Annotated in this window: 25 protein-coding genes and 1 riboswitch; of the genes, 8 read left to right on the top strand and 17 right to left on the bottom strand. The window is 33.5% G+C overall.

Annotation, left to right across the window (positions count from 1 at the left end):
- Nucleotides 1-8: 8 nt before the first annotated feature.
- Nucleotides 9-1,889: an ABC-F family ATP-binding cassette domain-containing protein gene (locus KA828_RS10635; protein ID WP_210126202.1), complete on the bottom strand. Its 1,881-nt coding sequence runs from the start codon at nt 1,887-1,889 to the stop codon at nt 9-11.
- A gap of 119 nt (nt 1,890-2,008) precedes the next feature.
- On the opposite strand from KA828_RS10635, the gene KA828_RS10630 reads away from it, so the two are divergent.
- Nucleotides 2,009-2,827: a ZIP family metal transporter gene (locus KA828_RS10630; protein WP_210126201.1), complete on the top strand. Its 819-nt coding sequence runs from the start codon at nt 2,009-2,011 to the stop codon at nt 2,825-2,827.
- Nucleotides 2,828-3,377: 550 nt separating this feature from the next.
- Here the strand turns inward: KA828_RS10630 and ltaS are convergent.
- From ltaS to KA828_RS10595, 7 genes are all read right to left on the bottom strand, one after another.
- Entirely contained in the window at nt 3,378-5,315 is a 1,938-nt protein-coding gene (ltaS, locus tag KA828_RS10625) for a polyglycerol-phosphate lipoteichoic acid synthase LtaS (protein ID WP_210126200.1), read from the bottom strand.
- Nucleotides 5,316-5,852: 537 nt separating this feature from the next.
- Complete coding sequence (locus tag KA828_RS10620; RefSeq protein WP_210126199.1) at nt 5,853-6,857, bottom strand: 5-oxoprolinase subunit C family protein; 1,005 nt, start codon at nt 6,855-6,857, stop codon at nt 5,853-5,855.
- Nucleotides 6,845-7,561, bottom strand: coding sequence for a 5-oxoprolinase subunit B family protein (locus tag KA828_RS10615; RefSeq protein ID WP_210126198.1), 717 nt, complete (start codon nt 7,559-7,561; stop codon nt 6,845-6,847). The genes KA828_RS10620 and KA828_RS10615 overlap by 13 nt, the downstream gene beginning before the upstream one ends.
- 24 nt (nt 7,562-7,585) lie before the next feature.
- Complete coding sequence (locus KA828_RS10610) at nt 7,586-7,792, bottom strand: hypothetical protein (protein ID WP_075108254.1); 207 nt, start codon at nt 7,790-7,792, stop codon at nt 7,586-7,588.
- Between the two features lie 57 nt (nt 7,793-7,849).
- Entirely contained in the window at nt 7,850-8,458 is a 609-nt protein-coding gene (locus KA828_RS10605; RefSeq protein ID WP_075108255.1) for an aminotransferase class IV, read from the bottom strand.
- Complete coding sequence (locus KA828_RS10600; protein WP_075108256.1) at nt 8,459-9,604, bottom strand: chorismate-binding protein; 1,146 nt, start codon at nt 9,602-9,604, stop codon at nt 8,459-8,461.
- A 3-nt stretch (nt 9,605-9,607) separates the two neighbouring features.
- Complete coding sequence (locus KA828_RS10595) at nt 9,608-10,183, bottom strand: anthranilate synthase component II (protein ID WP_075108257.1); 576 nt, start codon at nt 10,181-10,183, stop codon at nt 9,608-9,610.
- A 153-nt stretch (nt 10,184-10,336) separates the two neighbouring features.
- Nucleotides 10,337-10,383: riboswitch (PreQ1 riboswitch) on the top strand.
- A 160-nt stretch (nt 10,384-10,543) separates the two neighbouring features.
- Here KA828_RS10595 and queC point away from each other — a divergent pair.
- The 4 genes from queC to KA828_RS10575 all read left to right on the top strand — a co-directional run bounded on the left by queC (nt 10,544) and on the right by KA828_RS10575 (nt 13,068).
- Nucleotides 10,544-11,215, top strand: coding sequence for a 7-cyano-7-deazaguanine synthase QueC (queC, locus tag KA828_RS10590; RefSeq protein ID WP_053029967.1), 672 nt, complete (start codon nt 10,544-10,546; stop codon nt 11,213-11,215).
- A 1-nt stretch (nt 11,216) separates the two neighbouring features.
- Nucleotides 11,217-11,636, top strand: coding sequence for a 6-carboxytetrahydropterin synthase QueD (queD, locus tag KA828_RS10585; RefSeq protein WP_210126197.1), 420 nt, complete (start codon nt 11,217-11,219; stop codon nt 11,634-11,636).
- Nucleotides 11,636-12,352, top strand: coding sequence for a 7-carboxy-7-deazaguanine synthase QueE (gene queE, locus KA828_RS10580; RefSeq protein ID WP_053029969.1), 717 nt, complete (start codon nt 11,636-11,638; stop codon nt 12,350-12,352). The genes queD and queE overlap by 1 nt, the downstream gene beginning before the upstream one ends.
- Before the next feature lie 104 nt (nt 12,353-12,456).
- Entirely contained in the window at nt 12,457-13,068 is a 612-nt protein-coding gene (locus KA828_RS10575) for a hypothetical protein (RefSeq protein ID WP_075108258.1), read from the top strand.
- A gap of 44 nt (nt 13,069-13,112) precedes the next feature.
- Here KA828_RS10575 and KA828_RS10570 read toward each other — a convergent pair whose 3' ends face one another.
- From KA828_RS10570 to norA, 9 genes are all read right to left on the bottom strand, one after another.
- Complete coding sequence (locus tag KA828_RS10570; RefSeq protein ID WP_075108259.1) at nt 13,113-14,102, bottom strand: glycosyltransferase family 2 protein; 990 nt, start codon at nt 14,100-14,102, stop codon at nt 13,113-13,115.
- Between the two features lie 160 nt (nt 14,103-14,262).
- Nucleotides 14,263-15,102, bottom strand: coding sequence for an aldo/keto reductase (locus KA828_RS10565; RefSeq protein ID WP_075108260.1), 840 nt, complete (start codon nt 15,100-15,102; stop codon nt 14,263-14,265).
- Between the two features lie 256 nt (nt 15,103-15,358).
- Nucleotides 15,359-16,735 carry a hemolysin family protein gene (locus KA828_RS10560; RefSeq protein WP_053029973.1) on the bottom strand — a complete coding sequence of 459 codons (1,377 nt, stop codon included), beginning with the start codon at nt 16,733-16,735 and terminating at the stop codon, nt 15,359-15,361.
- Nucleotides 16,736-17,438: 703 nt separating this feature from the next.
- Nucleotides 17,439-19,409 (bottom strand): PTS fructose transporter subunit IIABC, encoded by a 1,971-nt coding sequence (locus tag KA828_RS10555; RefSeq protein ID WP_210126196.1) that lies wholly within the window; start codon nt 19,407-19,409, stop codon nt 17,439-17,441.
- Between the two features lie 5 nt (nt 19,410-19,414).
- The gene (gene pfkB / locus KA828_RS10550) at nt 19,415-20,335 is read right to left on the bottom strand and encodes a 1-phosphofructokinase (protein ID WP_210126195.1); all 921 of its coding nucleotides are present in this window, start codon (nt 20,333-20,335) and stop codon (nt 19,415-19,417) included.
- Between the two features lie 2 nt (nt 20,336-20,337).
- On the bottom strand, nt 20,338-21,093 hold the full coding sequence (locus KA828_RS10545; RefSeq protein WP_070854459.1) for a DeoR/GlpR family DNA-binding transcription regulator: 756 nt from the start codon (nt 21,091-21,093) through the stop codon (nt 20,338-20,340).
- Nucleotides 21,094-21,246: 153 nt separating this feature from the next.
- Complete coding sequence (gene ybaK / locus KA828_RS10540) at nt 21,247-21,726, bottom strand: Cys-tRNA(Pro) deacylase (protein WP_053029977.1); 480 nt, start codon at nt 21,724-21,726, stop codon at nt 21,247-21,249.
- A 94-nt stretch (nt 21,727-21,820) separates the two neighbouring features.
- Nucleotides 21,821-22,306, bottom strand: a complete 486-nt coding sequence (locus tag KA828_RS10535) for a hypothetical protein (RefSeq protein WP_193839649.1) — start codon at nt 22,304-22,306, stop codon at nt 21,821-21,823.
- A gap of 254 nt (nt 22,307-22,560) precedes the next feature.
- On the bottom strand, nt 22,561-23,733 hold the full coding sequence (gene norA / locus KA828_RS10530) for a multidrug efflux MFS transporter NorA (protein ID WP_075108266.1): 1,173 nt from the start codon (nt 23,731-23,733) through the stop codon (nt 22,561-22,563).
- Nucleotides 23,734-23,966: 233 nt separating this feature from the next.
- Between norA and KA828_RS10525 the strand changes: the two genes are divergently transcribed.
- The 3 genes from KA828_RS10525 to KA828_RS10515 all read left to right on the top strand — a co-directional run bounded on the left by KA828_RS10525 (nt 23,967) and on the right by KA828_RS10515 (nt 25,482).
- Nucleotides 23,967-24,386: a PPC domain-containing DNA-binding protein gene (locus KA828_RS10525; protein ID WP_070854464.1), complete on the top strand. Its 420-nt coding sequence runs from the start codon at nt 23,967-23,969 to the stop codon at nt 24,384-24,386.
- Between the two features lie 203 nt (nt 24,387-24,589).
- Complete coding sequence (locus KA828_RS10520; protein ID WP_075108267.1) at nt 24,590-25,207, top strand: DUF1361 domain-containing protein; 618 nt, start codon at nt 24,590-24,592, stop codon at nt 25,205-25,207.
- Complete coding sequence (locus KA828_RS10515; RefSeq protein ID WP_070854468.1) at nt 25,204-25,482, top strand: hypothetical protein; 279 nt, start codon at nt 25,204-25,206, stop codon at nt 25,480-25,482. Before KA828_RS10520 ends, KA828_RS10515 begins: the two co-directional genes overlap by 4 nt.
- The last annotated feature ends 138 nt before the right edge of the window (nt 25,483-25,620 follow it).

Below are 25,620 nucleotides of genomic sequence, written 5' to 3'. Positions count from 1 at the left end.
CATTCCCCTTATTGCTCTTTTAGTTCTTCTAATTCACTCCATCTCGTGATGTCTGTTTCATATGTTAGCTCTAATTGTTCTTTTTCTTCATTTAATTCTTTGATTTTGGCATAATCAGCACTAGCCGCAATCATCTCTTCATCGATTTCTTCTAAACGTGTTTCTGTTTGATCAATGCGTTCCATCAATGACTCATATTCACGTTTTTCTTTATATGATAAGCCAGATTTTTTTCGAACAGTTGTCTTTTGTTTCGGTTGTTGCGCTTGTTTCTCTAATGTCGCAATTTTATCTTGCTCTTTCTTGTATGCCTCATAATCTTCAAACGTTCCTACGATACGTTCCATTTTCCCGTCATGAATATACCAGTATGCTTGAGCAACTTTATTTAAGAAATAACGATCATGACTCACAGTGATAACTGAACCACCAAACGTACTAATGTAATCTTCCAAAATGGTTAATGTTTCAGTATCAAGGTCGTTCGTTGGCTCATCCAACAACAATACATTAGGTTGATGTACGAGCAAACGTAGTAAATATAAACGCTTTTGTTCTCCACCCGATAATTTGTAAATTTTCTTACCATGCGTTGCACTTGGGAATAAGAATCGTTCAAGTAATTGTGTTACAGAAATGGATGTGCCATCCTTTTCTTTAGCCACTTCACTTTCTTCTCTCAAGTAATCAATCATACGTATGTCTCTATCTAACGTTTCTTCTGTTTGTTTGAAGTAGGCTACTTTTACAGTCTGACCAATTTTAAGCGTGCCTGTATAATCATTATCTTCTCCACTTAAAATATTTAATAATGTCGTTTTCCCAGCACCATTCGGACCAACAATACCAATACGCTGACCGCTTTGAATGATTTCTGTAATATCTTCAAACAACGTTTTACCATTCATTTGCTTAGATACGTGTTCCAGTTCATACACTTGCTTACCTAATCTTGAATATGCCAAGTTAAGTTGACCCTTATCTTGGGCATGATGGCCTTGAACTTCTGATTCCAAATCATTAAAACGATTGATACGCGCTTGTTGTTTTGTCGTTCTTGCCTTAGCACCAGCTCTCATCCACGCTAATTCCTGTTTATATAAAGCCTTTTGTTTGTCTTGTTGCTTTTGTTCGATAATTTCATTTTCAGCTCGCATTGCGATGTAATCTTCATAATTACCCGGATACGATTTTAGTTTACCTCGATCTAGCTCAATGATTCTACTCGCGATTTCATTTAAAAAGTAACGATCATGCGTTACAAATAAAACAGTATGAGGATATTGTTTGATGTAATTGATTAGCCATGTAATGGATTCAAAATCAAGGTGGTTCGTTGGCTCGTCTAGTAACAATAAATCAGGTTGTTCTATTAACGTCTTAGCTAGTACGACTCGCTTTTGTTGGCCACCAGACAACTCACTTATCTTTTTAGTCGTATCGTGAATACCTAGTTTAGATAAGATCGTTTTGATTTCTGCATTATAATCCCATGCATGATGTCGATCCATAGCTTCTTGCGCTTCCATCATTTTTTGAAAATGCGTATCATCTTGGTGCTGTGTGTAATTTGTTACGGCTTCTTCGTAAGCTTTAATAATTCGAAGTGTTGTTGTATCAGAGCTAAGTACAGCTTGGAAGACCGTCATAGTGCCATCTAAATCTTGTTTTTGAGAAGAATAACGTATACGATATTGATTAGGATGTGTAATATCAGCTGTAAAATCATCGTCTAGATTGCCAATCACTTTAAGTAATGTACTTTTACCAGTACCATTAATTCCTACTAGTCCTATTTTTTCATGTTCAGAAATAGATAGGTTTAAATCATCAAAAATGATTTTATCCGCATATGATTTATTTAAGTGTTCTATTTTATACGCTTCCATGCTTCTACTTCCTTTTCCAAATCGAAATATCGAATTTTTAAATATTTTTTGATAAGCTTAAATCAGTTCTATATATTATACACCTTTTTAAGGTTAAATGATACAAGGAGACAAGAGTTATGATTGACTTTTTCGAAAGTTTACCGCCCTATTTACAGGCACTTATAGCCGGTATTATTACGTGGCTACTCACTGCATTGGGTGCGGCTGCTGTGTTTGTATTCAAATCCGTTAATGAACGCATATTAACTTCAATGCAAGGCTTTGCTGCTGGGATTATGATTGCCGCCAGTTTCTGGTCATTATTACAACCTTCAATTGAATATGGTAAAGATGGTAGTTTACCTGCCTGGTTACCCGCTGCAATTGGATTTTTATTTGGTGGCATCTTCATACGTGCCCTCGATTCAGTTATTCCCCATTTACACCAAAGAATTGGAGATAAAAGTCAATACCGTGAAGGTGTAAAAACGTCATTAAGTAAGAATACACTATTGGTACTTGCCATTACGTTACATAATATTCCAGAAGGTCTATCAATCGGTGTTGCTTTTGGTGGTATCGCGACTGGTAATAGCCAAGCAACATTTCTAGGCGCTTTGGGCTTAGCAATAGGGATTGGGATTCAAAATATTCCAGAAGGTTCGGCATTATCTATGCCAATCAGAGCTGCTGGTGCATCTCGTTGGAAAGCCTTTAATTACGGCCAAGCTTCTGCAATTGTTGAACCCATTTTTGCTACGATTGGTGCGGCGTTAATATTAGTGATTACGCCTGTGTTACCGTATGCTTTAGCTTTTGCAGCTGGCGCTATGATATTCGTTGTTGTCGAAGAGCTCATACCTGACTCACAATCTGGTAATAATACAGATTTGGCAACATTAAGTTTAATGTTAGGCTTTACTATTATGATGATTTTAGACGTTGCGCTTGGCTAATTGATGCAAATAGCATAAATATTTAAATTATATTGTTCTATATTTTGTTAATACCACTACTGATAACGGGTATCTAAATTATGTAGTATGTTACAAATTAATCATGAAGCAACGTCTAGAAAGTTAAATTTTAGACAAAAAAGCAAATTCTATTGAAATACGATAGAATTTGCTTTTTTTATGATTATTTAAATCTTAGTTAATTTGGTTTAGTGATTTTAATTAAATGATATGGAAGTGCCTTATTTTTAAAGTATTCCAATGTTAAATTACATATAAATACAATGTATTTTGACGAGACCTCTATGTTGATTATTAATGCACATAAGTGCTAGCGCACTTATGTAAGAAATTCTAAAGATGAACGATGAATGACGTTGTGTGCGGGGCCCCAGCAAAGAGATTTCCAACATGAAAATCTACAAGCAAAGCACGTTGGGCAAGCGTGCCAACAATTCGGAGTATCGTAAATAAAGAAGCCAGTAAATGAATTTGTTAAAACGCATTTACTGGCTTCTTACTTTTACATTAAAACCAGACACTGTTTCAATTATTTTTGATTACCTTGTGGTCCAGTTTTATATTCATATTTTGATGGATTAATTTTCTTGAAATCAGGGTTGTTGTAGAATCTGAACAAGTCACCATTTAAGACATTGTCACTCATTTCTAAATCTTTCTCAACCTGTTTCTTATTCTTTTCTAAATCTTTAGGTGGCGTTTCTAATAATTCGTTTGTTTTATTAGAATATGCTTTACCATTTACAAATTTATAATCTTTCGTAATGAAGTCACCATTTCGGAATGGAATGACATCATCATGATCTTTAGACAACATATCTGTACCGAACATTAAGTAGTTTTTAGAATCAATTCCTACTAAATGTAAGATAGTAGGCATAACGTCTACTTGTCCAGCATATGTTTTATCTACTGTACCTTCTTTACCAGGAATTTTAAGCCAGAAACCTGTACGGTTTAAGTCCATAAATTTCGCTGGCGTAATCTTTTCACCTAATAATTTTTCCATTGCATTATTATGATTTTCTGAAATACCATAGTGGTCACCATAGATCATAATAACTGAATCATCATATAGACCTTTTTTCTTAAGATCAGTAATATATTCTTCAAGTGCTTGGTCTAAATAATGTGCTGTTTGAATGTAACCATCAACAGTTGAATCACCTGTATTAGGTTTATCAATATCTGCATCTTCTTCACTCAATGTGAATGGGTAATGGTTTGTTAATGTAATTAAGTGTGAATAGAAAGGTCCTTTCATTTTAGATTGATACTCTGCTGACTCTTTAAAGAATGGTTTATCTTTTAAACCTAAGTTGACAATATTGTCATCAGACATATCGTAGTATGTCGCATCATAGAATTTATCAATACCAAAATGTTTATAGACTTGGTCACGGTTCCAGAATGTTTTATAGTCACCGTGCATAACGTCAGATGTGTAACCTTGCTTTTGGTCTAAAATCGCAGGTAATGATTGGTAAGTATTATCACCTTTCAATGAAAATGCAGAACCCTGTGGTAAACCATAAAGGCTGTTATCCATTGTAAACTCAGCATCTGATGTTTTACCTTGACTTGTTTGGTGGAAGAAGTTTGGATAATATCTAAAATCATCATTACCCGTTGATAATTTATTTAAGAACGGTGTGACTTCTTTACCATTGACCTTTTTATTGATTAAGAAAGTTTGGAAACTTTCTAAATGTATTTTAATAATATTTTTCTTTTTAGCAACGCCAAAGTACTCTGAATTTGGTGTTGTATTTTTTTGTTTCGTATAATTTAACACTTTAGTTAAATCATCTTCAGAAGCTAATGCTTTTTGTTGGTTATTTTGAATCGTCTTAACACCATCATAAACTGTGAAGTTATATGGACCTAAATATTTCACTAAATATTTATGGTCAAATGTACGTGTTAATAACTCAGGACGGTCTGTTTCAGCAAAAGCTAAATTTAAGAAGAATAATGCTACAGATGCAGCCATTACAACTGGCACAAACTTTTTACTGAAGACACGTTTATCCAACCAACTTCCTTTGAAAATAAGGATAAATAGATAAATAATTGTATCTATAAAGTAAACAAAGTCATACCATTTAAATGATGCACCAACAGCACCACCCATAGACTCAACATTACTTGCTTGGTTAAGCGTACTGAATGTTAAAAAGTCCGAGAAGAATCTAAAGTAAACTACATTTGCATATAGCAAGAATGTTAGTAAAAATCCCCCAATAAAGATGAACCAATATGCTTTTTTCCCTTTAAAGAATAAGAACACACTTAAAATAAGCGCGATTAAACTATATGGATTCATCAATAGTATTAAGTTTTGAACTAGTCCTTTAACACCCAAAGAAAAATCAACATAATATGAAAAATACGTCTTCAATGTCACTGTAAACACAGTCAGTAAGAAAAACGCAAAAAGACTTATTTTCTTTTTGTGTAAACTCATGTATGTTTCCTCCGTTTATAGTTATTCAACTTTGAAGAAATGTTAAAGACTTAACTGAAGACTTAAACACTTACTCAAATATGACCGTTATGCAATTACTTACTCGTTTTTTAATTTCATTTATATTATTTATATTAATTTAAGCATATACCCTACAAATACATTTTACATTAACGATAGTTCATCAATAAATCGCATTCCCAATGTTCACTATACGTTTGTAATGCTTTATGTATATTATGTTGGGTGCTATTTTATGTCATCATTAATGGCATATTAACAAATCATGAACTTTGTAATATTATTGTAATATTGCCCGTAGTTCAATATATAAATATATAGTATTTTTACTCATTTATCAAGAAAAAGCATTTTAATATAACGACGCTTTCATTGTTTGTTACAAAATAATGTCCCATTAAGATGATTCACTGATTTATTCATTATAGCTTCTTAATTGCATTTTTTAATCAGACCATAGTCCGACATAAATTATAAGTGATTTATTTAAGTATGTTGACTTTCATCTATCATGACTTATTTCATCATTTCTAATTGCATTCTGTATTCAATTCCGTGAAATAGTTGATTCATCCAATTACTAAATTTCACAACATTCTTTTCAGCAGTTTCGATATCAATAAATTGGAACTTCAAACGTGAGCCTTGTGGCTTCTGAGCAAGTTTAGTTAAATGGTAGCTTGCAATTGTACCAATTTGAGGATAACTTCCGATTGTATAATGATCATTTAATAAGATGATAGGTGTACCATCTCGCTTAACTTGAATCGTTCCTCTTTTAACTGATTGATGCGCCGGCATATAGTCGTAATATGCTTTGATCTTCTCACCATCTAGTAACATACCAACACGATTTGATTTATTCGTCACCTTATATTCTCCTCTAATAAAGTGAGATTGCGTTTCTTTATCAAAATCTTCTGTCCCTTTGTTGGCAATAACATGAAACACATCAAAAACATAGTTGAATGACAGTGCATAACCGTCAATACCCCAATCAGTAGTACGTTTTTCTTTTAAATTTTCAAATAACTTTTGATGACGTTCCGTATAGTGTCGTTTCATTTCTACTTCATCGCCATTTTCAAGTTTACGCCCATGATAACCGCCGATTTTAACATTTAAATCTGTTGACGTTGATCCTAGCCAATCATCTAATTTGAATCCGCCACCGATTGCAAGATACACACGTGACGTTTTATTTGTTTCTTTAAAAGACAGGACGTCTCCTTTATCTAAAAGGTATAATTTATACGGTTTTACTTGCATAGTTTGCGTGTAAGCTTCAAAGTTATGACCTGTTAAAGCAATTAATGTAGGCTCAGTAAATCGAATTTTAGCCATAATGTGTGTCATTTCAAGCGTTGCTTCATTTTTATTATTAGCAACTAAACGATTTGCGATTTCATGACCTAGTGTGTCTAACGCACCACACGGAATAACACCTGCATATTCATATCCATGACGTCCAAAATCTTGAAAGCTACTAAACAATCCGGCTTTTTCTATTATGATTGACATGGTTTAAATTCTCCTAATTCAATATCTTTGCGTTTCTGTGGTTTAAAAATAACATTGTCTCCTAATTTTAACAGTGTAAAATCATCTTTTTCAGGAGTGAATAATGTCATTGGCGTGTACCCTATCACTAACCAATCATTGTAGGTATCAGTTGTTACGATGCCGCACTTTTTCCCTTCAATAATAACTGAACCTGCAGTGACAAGCTTCTTCTTTTTACTCGTATGATTGACGTACAGTGCTTCATTCATTCCAGTTAAATATGGGAAACCCGGTGCATAGCCCATCATAGACACAAAATACGGTTTATCAGAATGTAATTGAATAAATTCATCTTTAGTTAACTTGTAATACTTTAATAAATCCGGTAAGTCTGGACCAAACTCGTCACCATAAATAATAGGAATTTCATAGGTCGTGCTTTCATCTTTACACGTTTCTAATTGTTTTAATTCTTCTTGTATTGAAGTGACTAATGCCTTCATATATTGAAAAGGTGAAGTAATATTATGATGTTTAATCATATCTCGAGCATCATAGCAAATCATCATATCTGATTCAGTAGGCACAATTTCTGTGATAAATGGTAATGCTTTCTTTAATAAATGATAACGTACTGCGATTAATTCAGTTGTTACATTTTTAGATACATCCTTTTCAACCGCAATTACAATTGCTTGATCTCCTTGACTATAAATCTTCATAACGCCACCTCAAAGTAATCATATTTAGTGATGATAAAATATATTTAGAAATTCCACCACATAGGGCATGATTGATTTAATTAACAAATAAACGAATACACATTGAATTAAAACGGTAACAGTTGCAACGACACGTGCCTTGATGAGTGCATTATTTTTTAAATATCGATTTGCTAAATATTTACTTACCACATTTAAAATCACAATTATTGCAACCCATAATATTGTCATAGCTCACTCCGTTAGTTCATTGTTATCAATCAATTCGCATATACTTCCCATATTATTTTATAGATAAATAGATACATCGGCAACCTCTCGTAAACTATTTAATAAATAGATACGAATCTGTTGTTTCTGTATTTTGTCGATGAGTTCTGATTTAGTATAGTCTTTAATAACCAGTTTGCCTTGGTCCAAAAGGCTTTGACGCATACATCCTAATAAAAAATCATTATCATAGCTTGGCGTGTAACACACACCAGCTTCTTCTATCATGATATTACCAATATCAAACTCCAGAATTTTACCAGTTTCATCATATAATAATACTAAATCTGTCTCATGATTGTGTGCTAAGTGTTGTCGTTGTGATGTCTTATTAATAACGTATTGGTCATTGCAATTCGACTGTGCCTGTTTAAATTTAGCCGTAAATAATGTTTTAGCAGGTAGAGGCTTAATCATATGGTCTATTTGACCGGATTTATCTATTTCTATTTTGAGTCTATAGATTCCTTTGGGATGATGACTTATAACCTCATTGACGCGTTGCATCCAGACCTCTTTTGAAAATGAATACCCTAATCGTTCGCATGACTGTTGCACTCGTATCATATGATATTGAAGTCTAGGAATCTTACCATTATCTAGACGCATCGTTTCAAACAATTTCATCTATAGCATCTCCAATATCTTTGTTTTATCTCGAAACTCTTGAACTTCCTTTTCGGGTACCGAATCAATCGTAATCCCTGCACCTACACCATAGTGAACTTGATCATTTCGATACTCAAGCGTACGAATAGGTATATTAAATATCATTTTATCATCCGGACATAATAAACCGATTGTGCCACAATAAATGTATCTAGGATGTGGCTCGAGTGCTTTAATATACGCCATCGTATTACGTTTCGGTGCCCCTGTAATGGAACCACAAGGGAATAATGCTTTTAAAATATCCGTGAGACGCACGTCATCTTGCAAGTGACCTGTAACCATACTCGTCATTTGATAAACGGTCTTATAGGTTTCAATAAAAAATGGCTTGTTTACGTGGATCGTTCCAGGTTTACAAATTCTGGAAATGTCATTACGCAATAAATCGACAATCATAACATTTTCAGCACGATCTTTAAGTGAATGCTTCAATGTGTCATAATTCTTTAAATCTTCATCGTCGTCATTGCTACGTGGCATAGTACCTTTCATTGGTTTACTTACAACTACATTTTTATGATGATTAAATTCACCTTTTTGGAAGAATAATTCAGGAGAAATAGAAGCAACTTTAACCTCTTCTACATCTAATAAAGCAGTGTAACCACCATTATTCGTTTGCGTTAAATAATAATATAAATCAGCTATCGGATAATATACATCACTCACTAAACGTGTTGTATAGTTCACTTGATACGTTTCGCCTTCAATAATTGCATCCTGAACGTGTTTAATTTTGTCTTCCATTTGTGCATCACTCTCCATGAATCGAAAGTGATGTTTAGGGATGTACTGTTGACTTGGATGTTCAGGTGACGTTTCAGCCATACTCGGACTAAAACTATATGCTAATGCTACGATTTGATGTGCTTCCAATTCATGTGTTGCCATATGGTGATTAAAATAACTTGCCGCTTCATATGGCAGATACAGTGCCACATAGCGTCCTTGTGCTTGCTCAGTCTGCGCAAATTGAATAACTTTACCGACCTCTTCCAGTGTATATGCCACCATTTTTGAGACGTACGTGTTAAAGCGCACTGCTATCGTTTCAAAATGATCAGGCGTTGTATAGTAACGATAATTAAACGTGATGTCCATAGTTTACGCGCCCACCTTTTCCAAAAATAATCGTATTTGCTCATGTCCGTATTCACTTAAAATCGATTCAGGGTGATACTGAACGCCAAATATAGGATAACGTTTATGTTCAAACGCCATTAAAATCCCCTCATTATTATGGGCGGAAATATTTAAAGACGCAGGAATATGTGTTTGATCCGCAATGAGTGAATGATAGCGCATTACTTTGAATGCTTGAGGAAGCCCTTTAAATAATCCTGTTTCATTATGCGTTAATGGCGTTGTATGACCATGGACCGGCTTTGCACCATGTACAATTGCGCCCCCATAATATTCGTACAAGAATTGAAAGCCTAAACAAACGCCTAATATAGGCACTTCCCCCTCAAACTGATTCATAATTTCCGTTAAAATAGGATAATCACTAGGTTTACCCGGTCCTGGCGAGATAACAATAGCCTCTACATTAGATGCCCTTATTTGCTCAACGGATACTTGATCCACTTCGTATACAACGATCTCATGCGCTGTCTCTGTCTTAAAATAATCTATCAAATTATATGTAAATGAATCTTTATTATCTATAACTATAATCATGCATGTCGCTCCAACTCTATGTTAAATAATTTCATCTCTTACCTTATTATAAATATTAAACTTTTGAAAATGTAAGGGTTTACCTTTATATTGTACTAAATTATAACTTGATTTTAAGAAATGAATGTATTACGCTAACTAGCGTACAAAAACTCAAAAGAGGTTCCTAGCTGAAACCCTCTATAAAAAACTAGACAATTTACGAAATATTTAGTTTGAAAGTTAAGTTTCTTTTATATAACTGATTACAATGTTTCTAAGTCTATCTTTTTTATAGAGATAGACTTTTTTTATGTTCTCATGGCTAGGTTAGAGACGGCATAAAGTATCATTCTAATCTTTTCAAAAAGGAGAATATTCATGACAAACAAAGATTTAAATAAGGATAAAGCAATTGTAGTATTTAGCGGAGGGCAAGACAGTACGACGTGCTTATTTTACGCTAAAAAGCATTTTAAAGAGGTTGAACTTGTAACATTTAATTACGGTCAACGCCATGATACAGAAATTGAAGTTGCGACACGTATCGCTAAAGAACAAAACTTAAAACATCATATATTAGACATGTCATTATTATCGCAATTAACTCCAAATGCCTTAACACAACATGATATGGACATTGAAACGGGCGAAGATGGGATTCCAAATACCTTTGTACCAGCACGTAATTTATTATTCTTATCATTTGCTGGCGCATTAGCATATCAACGCAATGCTAAACATATCATTACAGGGGTGTGTGAAACAGACTTTTCTGGTTATCCAGATTGCCGTGATAGCTTTATTAAATCTATGAATGTAACACTTAGTTTATCTATGGATAAAGATTTCGTTATCCATACGCCTTTAATGTGGTTAGATAAATCACAAACTTGGGAACTTAGCGACAAATTAGGTGTGCTAGATTATATTCGATACAATACACTGACATGCTACAACGGTATTATTGGAGATGGTTGTGGCGAATGCCCTGCATGTCATTTACGCCAACGTGGCCTACAACACTATTTAGAAACTAAAGGAGCGAATTAAAATGATGCAACAACTTTATCCAACTGTTAATCATCCCTATAGTTTTGAACTTAATAAAGATTTTAACTTTTCAGCGGCACACTACATTCCAAGCGAAGATGCTGGTAAATGTATGAGAACACACGGACATACTTATTTTGTCAATTTAACAATTGCTGGGGATCATTTGGACCACAATGGTTTCTTAATTAATTTCAGTGAATTAAAAAAATTAATCCATGATCAATTTGACCACTATCTATTAAATGACTTACCTCAATTTAAAGATAAAAGTCCTTCAACGGAGTTTGTGGCGCAAACGATATATAAAATGGTACAAACACACCTCCAAAGCTACGATAATCACCCGCAATGTGTACAAGTCTACTTACGTGAAACACCAACAAGTTATGTAGTATATCGTCCAAAGGAGTTTAAATAATGACAGCTAAAATTCCAGTACTTGAAATTTTCGGACCTACGATTCAAGGTGAAGGACGTGTTATCGGTCGTAAAACAATGTTTGTTAGAACTGCAGGTTGTGATTATCGTTGTAGTTGGTGTGACTCTGCTTTCACCTGGGATGGCAGTGCCAAGGAAGATATTCAATTAATGTCTGCTGAAGAAATTTATCATCAGCTAAAAGCGATTGGCGGTGATTGTTTCGATCATGTTACGATTTCTGGCGGTAATCCGGCACTCATTAAAGGGATACAAGAATTAGTTGATCTATTTGAAGAGAAACAGATTTATACCGCATTAGAAACACAAGGAAGCAAATTCCAACCGTGGATGAGACAAATTAACGACTTAACTATTAGTCCTAAACCACCAAGTTCTAATATGACTCCTAACATTGACATATTAGATAGCGTCATTGAACAATGTATTGCTTCAACACTTAATTTAAAGGTCGTTATTTTTGATGATGCAGATTATGATTTCGCTAAAATGATACATCATCGCTACCCAAATATTCCTTTTTATTTACAAGTTGGTAATCCATACTTAGATGATGATGTAGACAATCATACCGATAAACTTTTAAATCGATATGAAACATTAGTTGATAAGGTTATGACGAGTGATGATATGAATCGTGTCTATGTTTTACCACAGCTACACACACTCTTATGGAGCAACAAAAAAGGCGTTTAATCAATCCATTATAAATGAAAAATATTTTCTAAGTGTTTTGAAATGATTAAGTTTGTTTTAATTGGTATAATGTTCTAATGAACTATGTGAGATAGGAGTACAGCATGATTATATATGTATTGATTAATATCGCCGTTGTGCTTGGCATACTCGGCTTTGACTTATATAAGCACCAATTCAAACAACTCAAATTCAGCTCCGTATTAATAGCTATAGCGATTAACGCTTTAATTAATGCTATTGTCATTGACAAATTTAATTTTATAACAATAAGTTCAATTGCCTTTTTTATAGGTTGGATGGGACTGCAATATTATTTAAATCATCAACACTATACTTTTATGATTTCCGAATATAAATCGATTGCTTTAATATTTTCGATCATTGTAAGTTGTTCATTATTTATCACTTATGGTTCAAGTGATCAATCAATTTACATGTCCGTTCCATATTTAGCACCAACCATATTTTTAATAGGCGCAAGTGCAATATTTTTAGGTACCTTTCCTAAAGGTGAACTTGGCATATTTAAATTCATAAACAAACTTAAGTTTCCAATTATGATTGGCTACATGCTTATTATTATGTCTATTGTATTATTAACGATTTTGACACCTTTTTGGTATGTTTTCTTAATTATATATGTACTATTTAGTGTTTATCTTGCTTGGCAGTTGAAACACGCTAAATTAAAACAACATTTAACACACAAATAAACGCTTGAAGTTTTTATTAATGAAACTTCAAGCGTTTATTTTATTTAATGTACTTTTTCATTTTCCTGCTCAACTAATTTGAGATCGTAGGAAGGTTCTTTTAAATTTGATGCTTGCACAATGTATTTAGGTCTTTGCTTAACCTCATAATAAATACGACCAATATATTCTCCTACCACACCTATAGACATTAATTGAATGCCGCCAATGAGTAGGACTGCTGCTATCGTTGTAAAATAACCTGGATTATTAATACCATTTACCATGATACCTATCAACAAATATAGGATATAGACAATACTTAAACTGAATATAGTCATTCCAAGGTAAATCATCGCACGTAAAGGTTTATTATTAAATGAAATGAGCCCGTCAATGCCATAGTTTAGTAATTTCGTGAATGTCCATTTAGAATGACCGGCTTCACGTTCAACATTTTGATATGTAAAGATTTTAGTATTATATCCTATCCATTCAAATAAACCTTTTGAAAAACGATTATATTCTTTAAGTGAAGCGATTGATTTAACTGCACGTTGACTTAATAATCTAAAATCTCCGACACCATCTATAAATTCAATATCCTCGACAAAACTGTTAATCAATTTATAGTATAGCTTTGTCATTGATTTCCGAGCGATATTTTCTCCAGTTCTATCACGCTTAGCGATAACCTGGTCATAGCCCTCTTTGAATCCCTCTATCATTTGTGGAATAAATTCAGGTGGATGTTGTAAATCCCCATCTACCATCACTACAGCATCACATTGTACACTATGTTGAAAACCAGCTATCATTGCTGATTCTTTACCGAAATTTCGGCTGAAAGAAATATATTTAACATGTTGATCTTCGCTTGCTAAATGTTGGACATGGTCGATAGTATTATCTTTACTACCATCATCGACAAACAATAGGTCATAATCATACCCTTTGTCCAAACTATCTTCCATCAAAATTTCAGTCAATTTGTCGTACGTTTTTGTTACGACTTCACCTTCGTTAAAACAAGGCACAATGACTCTGATTTTCATTAAATTACATCCTTTTCATCATTCTTATTACTATTTTATCAATAAAATTGACAACTATTCTACTAAAAACTATGCAATTAACAAATAATTAATAAAAATTAAATGAAAACAATACAATTATTCTATATTTTATCTATCCAATTGAGTTAAAGAGACAATGCTATTTCAAATCGCCTATGCTAACATCATCAGGGTCTTTACCTTGGCGCGCGTTACGATTTAAACTATCAATTTCTGCGATTTCTGTAAGTTCTAAGTTAAAGTCAAATATATTATGATTTTCTCGAATACGTGATGGTGTTTTAGATTTTGGAATAACAATACGATTATGCGCAATATGCCAACGCAATACGATTTGTGCTGGTGTCTTATCGTATTGTTTTGCTAATTTAGTAATTGTTGGGTCTTCTAGTAAACCTCTGTTTCTCATTAATGGCATCCATGCTGTCACGACTATATCATGTTTATCACAGTAATCTTGAACATCTTGTTGATTAAAGTAAGGATGAACTTCAATTTGATTAACTTGCGGAACAATAGTCGTTTCACGCATCAATGTTTCTAAATGATGCACTTTAAAATTACATACACCTATCGCTTTCACTTTACCTTCTTCATATAATTTTTCTAGTGCTTTATACGTTTCAATATAAAGTTGATCGTTCTCACAAGGCCAGTGAATTAAATATAAATCGATATAGTCTAAACCTAAATTGTCTAATGAGCGATTAAAATACTCAAGTGTACGGTCATACCCTTGGTGATCATTCCATAATTTTGTTGTAATAAATAAGTCTTCACGAGGTACACCACTATTTTTTAATGCTTTACCAAGTGCCTCTTCATTCTTATAAAAATATGCTGTATCAAATGCACGATAACCATCGTCTATTGCAGACTGAATCGCTGTTTCCATTTCTTCATCTGAGACTTTATAAACACCTAAGCCGATTTTTGGCATTGGATAACCATTATTTAAAATTTGTGTGTCATTCACCATTCTATCTTCTCCTGACTTTTCTATTAATGCTTTACATTATCATCATTTAGGATAACTCAATTGCAATAGGATAGACAAATAAATCGTATGTAATTTAAATATACAGAAGAAGGGAGCGGGACAGAATTTTTTAATTCGTCGTCCCACTCCCAACTTGATTTAAGCGCCTTCTCAGTTCAGTCAAATGCTGCGAATTTGCCAAGTAGCATTATCATAGTATTTATGTCTCAAATGCTACTTTCTTAATCATTTTAAATTAGTCATGTGTTTCGTCTTTTTTATCTTTTTTGTCTTCATTTTCATCTTCATCTCCACCGAATGTTGGTCGATTATCGATGAATTCATATTTAAGTACAACCCAAACTAATTGATGGTTATCCATTTCAGATACTATCCAACGATCGTATTGCGTATCGATATGATCTTCAACTTGTAGGTTAGTGTTATGGGCTTGAAGCCAACCACCTATAGTATCAATGTCTTCTGAATCTTCAAACTCAATGTCGAATTGTTCATTTAAGTCATCCAATAGAACGCGTCCATTAATTTGGTAAGTGTCATCGCCTAATTTAACAATGTCATTCACCTCATCATCGTCAAATTCATCTCGAATTTCACCTACGATTTCTTCAAGAATATCTTCCATTGTTAAAATACCAGCTGTACCACCGTATTCATCAATAATTAAACTGATATGTACGTGTTCACGTTGCATTCTAACTAATGCATCACTAATGCGTGTTGTTTCTGAAATCATTGGCAGTTCATGGATATAATTGTTAATTTTAATCGGTTTACCAGAAGCGTATTCTGTTAAAAATTCTTTAACATTGATGAAACCTTTGATATGGTCTTTATCTCCGTCTTCAGTAATTGGGTAACGCGTAAATTGATGTTCTTTAATCGTCTCTAATAATTCATCAACATTAAATGGTTCATTTAAAGTCACCATTTGAGTACGTGGTACCATGATATCTTTTGCATGTCTTTCATCAAATTGAAAGATATTTTGCATATAGTTTAATTCTGTTTGGTTGATTTCGCCACCATTATAACTGTTGTTAATAATGATCTTAATTTCTTCTTCAGACATAGCATCTGTTTGAGCATCAGGATCAACGCCTAACATTCTAATAATTACACGTGCTGAACCATTCATTAACCAGATTAAAGGTTTCATTATATTACCAAAGTAATACAATGGTCTTGCGTATGTTAACGCTAACTTCTCGGTATGCTGAATCGCAATCGATTTCGGTGCTAATTCACCTAATACAACGTGTAAATAAGTTACGACTATGAATGAAATCACAAATGAAATCGTTGTAGTTAATGCATCAGGTAATTGTAATAAATTAAAAATAGGATGCAACAATTTCTCAAATGTCGGTTCTCCTAACCAACCTAATCCTAAAGAAGTAACTGTAATACCTAATTGGCAGGCTGATAAATAATAGTCAAGGTTTGCAATCATCTTTTTGACAATTTTAGCACCACGATTACCCTCTTCAGCGAGTTGTTCAATGCGCGTTGAACGCACTTTAACTAATGCAAACTCCGATCCTACGAATACTGTTGTTAATGCGATTAATAGAAAGAATATTACTAAATTTATTATGGTCACTGTTTCCAATTAATTCCCTATTTCTAGGGATTCACCTCCAAATATTATGTGTCCCATATGGGTAACACGGATTTATTGTGTTTTGCTTATTAACAATATATGCACATGTTAAGACCTTCCCATTGCGACACCCCCGAAAAAATGTATTACTTTTATTTTATCATATATCAATTACAAATAGTTGATTGTAACCCTTTTGATTAAAAAGTTACAACTTATCATTTAAAACTAATATTGCGTAATAGTCAAGAAAGGTAAGCGTAAAGTGACAGAAACCAACGTACAATGAACCATCATACAAAAACGGTACCCTAATCGAAGTACTTTTGCCGGTCATTAAACTTCCATATTTAAAGCTTAAGACTTTATTACTCATTCTCTTGCCTTCTTATTCTATATTCTCATATGTTTACCCATTTTTGTATGTTTTAACATTCATTATTCAATAAACTAACGATTTAGTTAAATCATACTTATTTTAATTATAAGTACTTGACTAACCGTTTAAAAGGAAGCAGAACAGCATTCTTTTTAAATCCGTTATCCCCCAACTTGCTTTGCTTGTAGCATTTCTTGATTGAATTCTCCTTGCTATGCAGCCCCACAAAAATGACTAGAACCGAGAAAGCTTACGCCTTCTCGGTTCTGTTAGCTACTACAAATTTGCAAAATAGCATCGTTATATTATTTATATCATAAACTCTTATCGCATCTATTCATCCATAGCTTTTGATGCTTCAATTTCATTTTCAGTAACTTTTGGTTTTAATAAACCATACATAATTGCTGAAACAAGTGTACCAACAATCAATGCAATTAATGTTTGTAAAATATGACTAAAGTCTGTTGCCGCAATTACGATAATACCACCATGTGGTGCATTGATACTTGAACCAAGTGCTAATGCAATTGCACCACCTACACCTGAACCAACCATCATTGATGGAATCACACGTAATGGGTCAGCTGCTGCAAATGGAATGGCACCTTCAGTGATAAATGATAAGCCCATTACATAGTTTGGCACGATAGAACCGCGTTGTTCTTTAGTGAATTTACGTTTAAAGAATACCATCGCTGTAGCAATTGCTAATGGTGGAATCATACCACCAACCATTGCTGCTGTAATTGGTGCTGCATTACCTTCTGTTAATGCGGCTGTCGCGAATACATAGGCTGCTTTGTTAAATGGTCCACCCATATCGATGGCCATCATAGCACCAATAACCAATCCAAGTAATACAATGTTAGAACCTGATAAGTTATTTAAACCGTTAAGCAATAAGTTATTTAACCACGCTGCTGGCGGGTTGAATGCATATATCATTAATAATCCTGTGATTGTTACACTTAATAATGGATAAATTAACGTTGGTTTTAAACCTTCAACTGCTTGTGGTAAACCACGCGTAATATATTTAATACCTTGAGTTAAGTAACCTGCTAAGAAACCTGCAATGATACCGCCAATGAACCCAGAACCACCAGAAATAGCTAACATACCACCTACTAAACCGGCTGCAAATCCTGGTTTATCAGCAATACTACGTGCAATGAAACCAGATAAAATTGGAATAATTAAAGCAAAGGCACTTTTATTACCAATATTCCATAATTGTTCAGCAAAGGCGTTATGTTCAGCACTTTTTGGATCAAATGAGTTCGCACCGAATAAGAATACGATTGCCATTAAGATACCACCAGCAATAACAAGCGGTAACATATTAGATACACCATTCATTAAGTGTTTGTAGAATGCTTTACCAAAGCTTTGTTTTTCATTACTTTCACTATCTTTTGATTTTGAACTTCCACCGCGTGCAATAAATGGTTTACGGCTTGTATCTAACGCTGTATTAATGAGTTCCTCTGGTCGTTTAATACCATCAGCTACGGGTACTTCTACAACATTTTTACCATCGAAACGATCTGTTTCAACATGCACGTCTGCTGCAACAATAATACCTGTTGCGCGGTCTATATCTTGTTGTGTGATATGGTTTTTAATACCGCCTGAGCCATTTGTTTCAACTTTCATTTTAATGCCCATTTTATCGGCTTGCTTTTTCAATGCATCACGAGCCATGTACGTATGCGCAATACCTGTAGGACATGCCGTTACTGCTAATACGTATGGTTCATTTGAATCTGTCTCATTACCGCTACCTGCTACAGCTCCTGATGAAGCCGCTTGTTCTTGCGCTTCTTGTTCTTCTTCTTTTGTAGCCTCGTCATCCGCATTATCGATAATTTGTAAGACTTCTTCGTGCGAATTAGCGTGCAATAAACTTTCTCTCACTTTATCATCCATTAAAATGCCTGATAATTTTGCAAGGGCATCTAAATGTGTTTGCGCACCACCTTCTGGTGCAGCAATCATAAAGAATAAATGTGCTGGTTGACCATCTAAACTTTGATAATCAACGCCCGCTTTAGATTTACCAAACGCAATAGCTGGAGATTTAACCGCTGCCACTTTAGCATGTGGAATGGCGATACCTTCACCTATACCAGTAGTACTTTGAGATTCACGATTGTGAATGGCCTCCTTAAATTGTGCAATATCACTTAATTTCCCAGCTTTATCTAATTGATTTACTAATTCTTCGATAACGCCATTTTTATCATTTGCTGCCAAGTCCATTGCTATGGTTTCTTTAGTTAGTAATTCTGTTATTCTCATTTATTTCACTCCCCATCAAGTAACGTCACTGTAACTTGTGATTTTATTTTTTCAATACCTTCTTTTGTTGCCAAGTCCTCTGTAAATGCTGTAGCTGTTCCTGAAGCGACTGCTTGTCTAAATGATTCCTCAAGTGTCAATCCTGATTCAAGACCAGCGACCATTCCTGCAACAGTACTATCGCCTGAACCCACTGTATTGATCACCGTACCTTTAGGGTTCTGAGCTTTAATACTACGTTCGTTATCAATATAAATCGCACCATCTCCGCCTAAAGATATAATGACTGATTGTGCGCCTTCTTTTAAGATTTCACGACCATATTTAACAACATCTTGGTCACTTTCTACAGTCATATCAAACATTTCTTCTAATTCATCTTTATTAGGTTTAATAAATAACGGCTTGTATTTTAATACTGTATTCACTAAATCTTTTTCAGCATCGACCACTAATTTTGCTCCCGTTTGCTGCGTGATTTCAGCAATCTGCGCATAAGCATCATTCGGAATACTCTTTGGCACACTGCCAGCAACAATCACGGTATCTTCGTTCGTTGTCTGTTTAATTTGATTTAATAATGCTTGAAATTGATTATCTGTGATTGATGGCCCAGGTGCATTAATTTCTGTTTCATCTCCAGACTTCAATTTGACATTAATACGCGTATCTTCATCTACTTTAATAAAGTCCGTTTTAATATGGCTTTTTTCGAGTGTTTGTGCAATAAACGCTCCAGGAAAACCACCAGCAAATCCTAATGCAGTAGATGAAACACCTAAAGTTTTTAATACACGTGAAACATTAATGCCTTTCCCACCTGCAAATTTATAAGTAGATGTCGCTCTGTTTAATCCTTTTAATTCAAAGCCATCAGTAAACATAATGTAATCTATCGATGGATTGAACGTAACTGTATAAATCATGATTAACCTCCAATGAATGCATATTTCTCTTTATATTTACTAAAATTTAAATGTGCTACTGTTTGTTTAGCTATGATCATTTCAACATGGTTATCACTAATTGGAACGTGCGCAAAATAAACAGCACCTATTTTTGAATGATCAAGTAAAACATATGATTGATTTGCTTGTTCCATAGCCTTTTCTTTAATTAATGCCTCTTTTTCATCTGGGGTTGTTAGACCATGTTTTAAATCTAAACCATTCATTCCAAGAAATGCTTTATCAAAGCAATAACGACTTAATGTATCAAGTGCACTGGCACCTACAGTTGCAAGTGTTGTTTCTTTAACTTGTCCACCTATCATTAATGTTTTAATGCCTTGTTTAAGCAACTTTTCAACATGGGTTAATCCATTTGTAACCACTACGATATTTCGCGCTTTTATAAATGGAATCATTTCAATTGTTGATGAACCAGCATCCATAAAAATGCAGTCATTGTCTTGAATGTGTTTGGCTGCAATTTGACCAATGACTCTTTTTTCTTTTAGATTTCGAGACATTTTATCCGATAGAATCGGCTCATTGTTTCTATTACTATTTAATGTTGCTCCTCCATGAACTCTTTGAAGTCGACCTTGTTGTTGCAATTTCGATAAATCTCTTCTAACAGTTGAAGCGCTGCAACCTGTTCGCTCTATTAATTCTTGGAGTGTAAGAAAATCTTTTTTTCTTAATTCCTGAAGTATTAAGTCATGTCTTTTTTCAGAAATCATATAACCACCCCGCTTCACCTCACATTATAATGTGTACGCTTACAATTTTCAATCAAAAATCGTCAAAAACAATCAAAAACATTCATTTCAATTTAAAAATTAACAGATATTACACAATTTGTCATCCCATTGGTAATATCTGTCACTATATTGCTATTTTTGAACGATGTCTTCTAATTGAGCATTTGTCATTGACACTAAATCTTCTAGTTGCAATACAATTTGAACACCTCGTTGTCCACCACTCACTATAATTTTGTCTCGTAACGATGCAGATTGATCAATCGTCGTTGGGAATAAATGTTTCATACCTATCGGAGAACACCCACCACGTATATAACCAGTCACTTGTTTTAAATGATCTAATGGCATAAGTTGTAATTTCTTTTCATTAACAACATGTGCCGCTACTTTCATATCTAATGAGCCACTTACTGGAACTACAAACACAAAATGCTCGTGCGCAGCGTTTTCTAATACAAGTGTTTTAAAAACATCTTGGACATTTTCACCGACGAGTTCTGCAACGCGTTCACCATCCATATGACCTTCTTCAACTTCAAATGTTTTAACTTCATAATCTATTTTGGCTCTGTCTAACATACGCATTGCATTTGTTTTCTTGTGTTTCATTCACATTCACCTCTATTCGTCTTTACCTATTATATTACTACCTTGCTATAAAAAATAAAAATAGCGCTCTTCTCTACTATTAGAAAAGGCGCTATCATTGTGCGTTATTTGATGATGTTTCTATTTTACCCGTTTTATTTACTGCAATATTACTATTTGGCGATGAATGATGTGTATTCAATTGATACGTAATATCTTGGTTGGTTTCACCGCTACGCTCTAAATTAACAACTTTGCCGTATTGGTGATTTGTATAATTTTGAGCAATGATTCTACATTCTTCTGAAGAATATTCATGTTTGTTGCGCTTGTCGTTATCTCGCGTAGTTGAATCTAATTTATTATAATGCGCTTCTATTTTACGTTCATTGACGTCTTTTTCTGATGCTTTAGCAGTGTGGCTTGTCGTTATATTTAACATTTTCTCTGCTGCAGAAACATTATTCATCTTTGAAAATGTAGAAATCGTTTGATGTACTTTTGCTAAGGCATTTTGATTCGTAGCTATGAATAATAAAAACGCTAAACAAATTGATAGAATAACAGCTACCATACCTAAAAGTATGTTTTTTAAATTCATCTCCTTACCCACATTTCTCTCTAAATTTTTATTTATCTTAACATATAAATTGAGTAAAAATAATTATGTAGACTGCAATTTAAAATAACTGTAATCTTTGTAATACTTCTATTAATAAACGACGCTATATTGTTACAATTTAACAACCTAAATGTAAAAATAAGCAATGACATCATCATTTAATCATTTAAAAACGAATAATGTCATTGCTTATTAGATTTAATATTCATATTATCATTTTTTACGACTATTAATTATTTCGCAGCACGTTTTCGACGTCTTGTTGCTTGCAGTGCTTTTTCAACAAAAATAATCACTATACCAAACAACATGACTACAATAGCCATATACAATGGGAACTCTACGTTAACATCAAACAGGGCACCTGCCACTAACGGACCAACAAAGTTCCCCATACTTGTAAATGTGGAGTTTAAACCACCAGCAAAACCTTGACGATTGCCTGCAATATTTGAGTAATAATTGGTAAGTGCAGGACGGATTAGATCGAAACCAATGAAAACAATGAAACTAATAAACATGATTGTCCAGTAGCTATGTGACACTATCAACAAGCCAAGCACAATCGCTGAATATAGTAATGACCAAATAATAAAGGTTAATTCAGTCATATATTTCATAAATTTATCAAAGAAGAAGACTTGGAATAGTGCTCCGGCCACACCGCCTCCAACAATTGCGATGGATATATCTCTTGGCGTATAGTTAGCTTTTTCAGCTGTATATAAAGAGAATAAAGTTTCAAATGCTGATAGTCCAAAAGCTAATACCAGCGTCAAAATAATTGGTGTAATAAATACTTTCCAGTTAATTTTAGTAAATACTTCCGGCTCAATTGTTGTGAAACCATCTGTTGTTTCTTTGCGCGGATTATGAATTAATAATAAAGACATGATAAAGGCTATTACACCCAATGCACCCGCAAAGTAAAATGGCGCACGATGTGAGAATTCTGCTAAAAATCCCCCAATTCCTGGACCTAAAATAAAACCTGAATTAATAATGGCTGACATATAACCGAAATTCTTTGCTTTGTCTTTTGCTGGTGAGATATCTGCAATCATACCTGTTACACCAGGCATAACCATTCCAGCACTAAAACCACCTAATATACGAGAAGCAATGAGCACAGGAAAATGATGACCAATCGCAAATAGAAATTCAGATATAGCAAATAAAACTAAACCAATGCAGATAATTAATTTTTTACCAAGTTTGTCGGCCATCGTACCGCCAAATGGTGAAATAATCATTTGAGACAAGGCAAACACTGCTACCAATATACCTAAGTCACTACCTTTTAGGCCTAAATCCTTTAAGTATACAGGAAGTACAGGTATAACCAACCCGATACCTACAAAGATTAAGAAAATATTGAAGTACAATGTAAATAATTGTTTTTTCATGATGACACCTCATTTCATAAATAATTGGTAAATTCAATCGTCTCATTTAAATTTAATCTTGCTGTTGATTCAATCTAAACGAGCAATGTACAATGACATAGTTGAAAATTACATAATATTAGGACATTGTATACTATTTAACTTCTATATTACAATAGTAAAATTTAAATTCTAAGCAATTAAACTTACTGGCTAGTATAATAGATGTAACTAATCAAATTGAGGTGACAATGATGAAATATAAAAAAGATGGTCAAACGTTTCTTTTAGTACTAGATAAAGGCGAAGATATTGTAGAAGCTGTTACACAATTTGCTGTGGAACAAGAAATGAAATTTGGATCAGTCAGTGGTATCGGTGCCTGTGATAATGTAACACTCAATTTTTATAATTTAGATAGTCAAAAATACGAAGCACGTGAAATTAAAGAACCTTTAGAATTAACAAGTTTACTTGGCAATATTTCTCACATAGATGATAAACCATTTGCCCATTTACACGGTACCTTTGGCACACGTGATTTCCAAACGTTAAGTGGTCATCTAACTCAAGCTGTGGTGTCAGCTACTGCAGAAATCGTAATCCAGATGACAAACTTAGATATTAATCGCACACATGATGAAGAAACCGGATTAAACTTATTAAGACCTTAATACAACGATAATAACCCATAGATAGCCTATTTAGTTACGCATCTATGGGTTATTTATATCTTCCTTCATTTTTTACAATGATTCATGCTACCTATTTAGATAAGATAAATGCTTTATTATTTGATTACCATTTAAGTAACCTTTATTATTAATCATTGACTAACAAAAATGAACATTTAGTTTTAAAGAAAGTAGTGTATAACATGACTTCGCGTTATATTGCCAGACTCTATTTTATAATCCTTTTCACATTCTCATTATTTGAAACACGTGTTTTTAACTTTATGAGCTTAAATCTATTTTTAGCATATATTCCATTTGAATTATGCTTACTATTACGCTTATTCAAACCAAGAAAAAATTATGAGTGGCCACTCTTTATCGTATTTGGTTTAATTTTTATATTACTAGTACCTAATACATTTTATATGCTGACAGATTTAATTCATTTAAATCAATTCACATTTGATTTTTATGTTCGATTAAATATTATGGAATGGCTATATTTCACCTACATATTACTAGGTGTTTTCTTAGCAATATATTGTATGATTCTTATTTTTATAAATATTATGCATTTTACTACAAAAGTATGGCTTAATCGGACTTTAATTATTGTTCTTATGTTTTTAAATGGTTTAGGAATCTATATGGGACGCTTTTTACGATTCCATACTGTTCATTTAATTACTGAACCATTCACAATCATTCATCAAGTGATCACGTCTTTAAATACACAGACCATTACCTTTATTTTACTAATGGTTCTATTACAAACCGTTATCATTATCTTTGTGAAAGGAGTGAGGGTTGCTAAATGATTGGGCATATGTTTATTCTTTTTCTCATTATTATATTGTTACAACTCATTATCGGTCATTTCTTTCATAAAAATGGTTTCAGCATGACACATAGCATTCTCCTCATGCTATTACCATTAGGGATTGGTTTGTATCTTATCCAAATCTTTTATTATGAACGTCACTATCCTAATTGGGAAGTGCCACTTGATATCAAATTAAGATTAAAATACATGTATATCATCACTTTCTTAGAATATGTGGCGGTTTATATTTGCTTATTCGCTTTAAAATAAACTCAAATCCTAGAACATTAAGACTAAGGAAATATGAAAATAGGCCTATTTTTCAAATGCTACGACAATCTAGAAATGAAATATAAATCATGTTGTAAAGGGCCCCTAATATAGAATATTTCGGCTCTATAATAAATT

This window comes from Staphylococcus sp. GDY8P85P, assembly GCF_017892405.1.
Lineage (GTDB): Bacteria > Bacillota > Bacilli > Staphylococcales > Staphylococcaceae > Staphylococcus > Staphylococcus borealis.
This window is presented reverse-complemented; position numbering and strand designations above follow the sequence as displayed.